Annotated in this window: 1 protein-coding gene; it reads left to right on the forward strand. The window is 73.7% G+C overall.

Going from position 1 to position 5175, the window contains the following annotated elements; translation table 11 throughout:
* Positions 1-5175: type I polyketide synthase (locus JGS39_RS36295; protein WP_219574026.1), on the forward strand; the 5175-nt coding region annotated here is incomplete at both ends.

Genomic DNA, 5175 nt, shown 5'->3' on the forward strand with positions numbered 1-5175 from the left:
GCCGGTCTGCTGAACGGGACCATGTTCGCTCAGGCGGCGTTGTTCGCGGTGGAGACCGCTCTGTTCCGGTTGGTGAAGTCGTGGGGGGTGCGGCCGGACTATCTGGTGGGTCACTCGGTCGGTGAGATCGCCGCGGCTCACGTGTCGGGCGCGCTGTCTTTGGCGGATGCGGCTGAGTTGGTGGTGGCGCGTGGTCGGTTGATGCAGGCGTTGCCGGCGGGTGGGTCGATGGTGGCGGTGGAGGCGACGGAGGCTGAAGTCCTTCCGTTGTTGAACGCTGAGGTGGGGATTGCGGCGGTCAACGGTCCGCGTTCCGTGGTCGTCTCGGGCACGGAGTCGGCGGTTCGCGAGCTCGTCGCGACGTTCGGGGACCAGGGCCGCAGGACGAGCACGCTGCGGGTGTCGCACGCCTTCCACTCGCCGTTGATGGAGCCGATGCTGGCCGAGTTCGGCGCTGCGGTGGCCGGGCTGTCGTTCGGGGCCGCGTCGATTCCCGTGGTGTCGGGTGTGTCCGGGGACCTGGCGGAAGGATGGGGCGCCGCGGACTACTGGGTGCGGCACGTCCGCGAAGCGGTGCGGTTCGCCGACGCGGTCCGGTTCCTGGAGGACCGGGGCGTCACCTCGTACATCGAGATCGGACCGGACGCCGTGCTCAGCGGGATGGGCCAGGACTGCGTCCAGGACACGGAGGCGACGGCGTTCGTCCCGTCGCTGCGACGGAGCCGGCCCGAGGTCCGCGAACTCCTCGCTGCCGTCGGTCGCGCCCACGCACGAGGTGTCACCGTCGCATGGGACGCCTTCTTCGGTCTCCGTGGCACCGGGCAGGGCCCGGACCTGCCCACCTACGCCTTCCAGCACCAGCGCTACTGGCTCGACCTGGCCACCGCCCCCGGAGACCTCGACGCGGCCGGTCTCGAAGCGGTCACCCACCCGTTGCTCAGCGCCGCCGTGGCGACACCGGACGACGGCGGGGTCGTCCTCACCGGACGGCTCGCGACCGGCACCCAGCCATGGCTCGCGGACCACGGCGTCCTGGGCAGCGTGCTGCTGCCGGGCACCGCTTTCGTCGAGCTGGCGGTCCGGGCGGGCGACCACGTCGGCTGCGGCCGGATCGAGGAGCTGCTCCTCGAAGCACCGCTGACACTGCCGGCCCGCGGAGGTGTGGCCCTGCGCGTCGTCGTCGGCGCACCGGACCTCTCCGGCGCCTGCACCGTCAGCATCCACTCCCGCGGCTCCTCGGACCCCGACGCGCCGTGGACACGGCACGCCCACGGCACCCTGACCCGCGAGGCACCCGAACCCGCCTTCGACCTCACCCAGTGGCCGCCGGCCGGCGCCACCCCGGTCGACGTCGACTCCGCCTACGAGCGGCTGCGTGAGCGCGGATACGCCTACGGCCCCGCCTTCCAGGGCCTGCGCGCGGCGTGGCGGCGCGGCGACGACGTATTCGCCGAGGTCGCCCTCGACGGTCCCGCCCGCAGCGAGGCGGCGGCCTTCGGACTGCACCCCGCGCTCCTCGACGCGGCCATGCACGCCGATCTGCTGACGGAGTCGGCCGACGACGCGGCCACGCTGCTGCCCTTCTCGTGGAACGGCGTCACCCTGCACGCCGCCGGGACCCCCTCGTTGCGCGTCCACATCCAGCGGCTACGCGGCGACGAGGTGTCCGCCATCATGGTCGCCGACGAGAGCGGCGCACCGGTGGCCACCGTGGAGTCGCTCGTCTCCCGTCCTGTCTCGCCGGAACAGATCGCGGCAGCCTCCGGAGCACGGTCCGCCTCCCTCCACCGGATCGTCTGGCAGCGGACGGACCGGGTCCCCGCGGACGCCGGCGCCGCCTCCGCGTACGCCGTCCTGCACTGCCCGGCGGCGCCCGAGGGCCAGGACGTGCCGGAAGCGGCGCGCGCCCTCGCGCACCGGGTGCTCGGCGAGATACGCGACCGGCTCGACGATCCCGAGGCGGGCACCGCCCCCCTCGTCGTGGTCACCCGGCGCGCCGTGCCCGTGCGGTCCGGCGAGGACGTGGACCCGGCCCAGGCCCCCGTATGGGGGCTGGTACGTGCCGCGCAGGCCGAGAACCCGGGCCGGTTCCACCTGCTCGACGTCGAGGACGCGGCCGAGGCGACTGAGGCCGTCATCGCGGCCGCGGCCGCGTCCGGCGAACCCGAATCCGCCGTGCGCGGCGGGGAGTCGTGGGTACCCCGGCTGGGCATCGCCACCACACCCGAGCCCGCATCGCCCGCCCCGTGGGACACCGGGGGCACGGTGCTGATCACCGGAGGCACCAGCGGACTCGGCGCCCTCGTCGCGCGCCACCTCGTCACCGAACACGGTGTGCGGCACCTCCTGCTGGCCGGCAGGCGCGGCCCGGGCACACCCGGCGCGGAGGCACTCGCCGCCGAACTGACGGGTCTCGGCGCCCAGGTCCGGATCGCCGCGTGCGACGTGGCCGACCGCGACGCCCTGGCCACCCTGCTCGCCGGGATCGACGCCGACCGCCCACTGCGCGCCGTCGTGCACGCGGCCGCGGTCGCGGACGGCGGCCTGGTCGGCAGCCTCACGCCCGAACGGTTCGACGCCGTCCTGCGCCCCAAGGCCGAGGGCGCCTGGAACCTCCACGAACTGACCAGGGAAACCGATCTCACCGCCTTCGTCATGTTCTCCTCGGCGGGCGGCCTCGTCCTCGCCGCCGGGCAGGGCGACTACGCGGCGGCCAACGTCTTCCTGGACGCGCTCGCCACCCACCGCACGGCGGCCGGACTGCCCGCGACGTCGATCGCGTTCGGCATGTGGGACGTCAGCACCGGGCTCGGCGGCGACCTCACCGAAGCCGACCTGGACCGGATGCGCCGCCTCGGCCTGCCGGCGCTCCCCGCCGACCGGGGCCTGGAGCTCTTCGACGCCGCCCTCGTCGCCGAGAACGCCGTCGTCGTCCCCCTCACCATCGACGCCGCGGCGCTCGCCGCCCGCAGCGACGAGGTGCCCGCACTGCTGCGCGGCAGGGGCCGTGCTCCCGCCCGCCGCACCGTCAGGGCGACCGCCACCGGCTCCGCCCTGGAACGTCGCCTGGCCGGCGCGACACCGGACGAGCGGGCCCGCATCCTGCTGGACACGGTCCGCACCCAGGTGGCCTCCGTCCTCGGCCAGCCGACCCCCGAGGCGGTCGGACCCGACACCGCCTTCCGTGACCAGGGATTCGACTCCCTCGCCGCCGTGGAACTGCGCAATCTGCTGGTCGGCTCCACGGGGCTGCGACTGCCCGCGACGCTGGTCTTCGACTACCCCAACTCCCGTGCGGTGGCCGGGTACCTCGACACGCTGCTCACCGGCACGGCCGTCACCGTCGAGCCCGCCGCCACCCCGCTCGCGGCCGTGGACGACGATCCGATCGCGGTGGTGGCCATCAGCTGCCGCTTCCCCGGGGGCGTGCGCTCGCCCGAGGACCTGTGGGACCTCGTCGCCGATGGCGTCGACGCCATCGGCGACTTCCCCGCCGACCGGGGCTGGGACGCCGACGCCCTCTACGACCCCGAACCGGGACTGCCCGGCCGCACCTACGTGCGCGAAGGCGGATTCCTCTACGACGCGGCGGAGTTCGACCCCGAGTTCTTCGGCATCATGCCGCGCGAGGCCCTGGCGATGGACCCGCAGCAGCGGCTGCTGCTCCAGTCCGCATGGGAGACCTTCGAGCGGGCCGGCATCGACCCGGAGACGCTGCGCGGCAGCCAGACCGGTGTGTACGCCGGTGTGATGTACCACGAGTACGGCAGCCGGGTCACCGACGTTCCCGACGACCTGGCCGGATACCTCGGCAACGGCAGCGCGGGCAGCATCGCCTCCGGCCGCGTCGCCTACGCACTGGGCCTCGAAGGGCCCGCCGTCACGGTCGACACCGCCTGCTCCTCCTCCCTGGTCAGCCTCCACATGGCCTGCCAGGCGCTGCGGACCGGCGAGATCGACCTCGCCCTGGCGGGCGGTGTCACCGTCATGCCGACTCCGGAGATCTTCGTCGACTTCAGCCGGCAGCGCGGCCTCGCGGCCGACGGACGCTCCAAGGCGTTCGCGGGCGCGGCCGACGGCACGAGCTGGGCCGAGGGCGTCGGCCTCCTGCTGGTGGAGCGCCTCTCCGACGCACGCCGTAACGGGCACCCCGTCCTCGCGGTGGTCCGGGGCAGCGCCATCAACCAGGACGGCGCCTCCAACGGACTGACCGCCCCCAACGGCCCCTCCCAGCAGCGCGTCATCCGCAAGGCCCTGTCGGCCGCGGGCCTCACCCCGGCCGATGTGGACGCGGTGGAGGGACACGGCACGGGCACCCGGCTGGGCGACCCGATCGAGGCGCAGGCCCTGCTCGCCACGTACGGCCAGAACCGCCCCGCCGACCGCCCGCTGTGGCTGGGCTCGGTCAAGTCGAACATCGGGCACGCCCAGGCCGCCGCGGGTGTCAGCGGTGTCATCAAGATGGTGATGGCCCTGCGCAACGGCCTGCTGCCCCGGACCCTGCACGTCGACGAGCCGTCACCGCAGGTGGACTGGGAGACCGGCGGCGTACGACTGCTGACCGAGCCGGTCGACTGGGCGGCACAGGACCGGCCCAGGCGGGCAGGCGTCTCCTCGTTCGGGCTCAGTGGTACCAACGCCCACGTCATCATCGAGGAGGCGCCGGCGGCCGAGGGCGGCGAACCGGACGGCACCGCAGCCCCGCTGCCCCCCGCCCCGCTGTCCGTCGTACCGCTGCCGCTCTCCGCGCGGAGCGCCACGGCGCTCAAGGCGCAGGCGGAGCGCCTGCTCGCCCATGTGGAGGCCCACCCCGACGAGTCGCCGGTCGATATCGGTTTCTCGTTGGGTACGACGCGTGCGGTGCTGGATCACCGTGCGGTGGTGTTGTCGGCGGATCGTGGGGCGGTGGTGCGTGCGCTGTCGGATCTGGCGGCGGGGCGGGAGTGCGCGGATGTGGTGGTGTCGGCGGGTGCTTCCGCGGATGGGCTGACGGCGTTCCTGTTCACGGGTCAGGGTGCGCAGCGGCTTGGTATGGGGCGTGAGTTGTACGGGGTGTTTCCGGTGTTCGCGGAGGCGTTCGATGCCGTCGCCGCGGAGTTGGATGGCCGGCTGGGTTGCTCGTTGCGTGAGGTGGTGTGGGGTGAGGATGCCGGTGTGTTGAACGGGACGATGTTC

The organism is Streptomyces poriferorum (genome assembly GCF_019399235.1).
Classification (GTDB): Bacteria; Actinomycetota; Actinomycetes; order Streptomycetales; family Streptomycetaceae; genus Streptomyces; species Streptomyces poriferorum.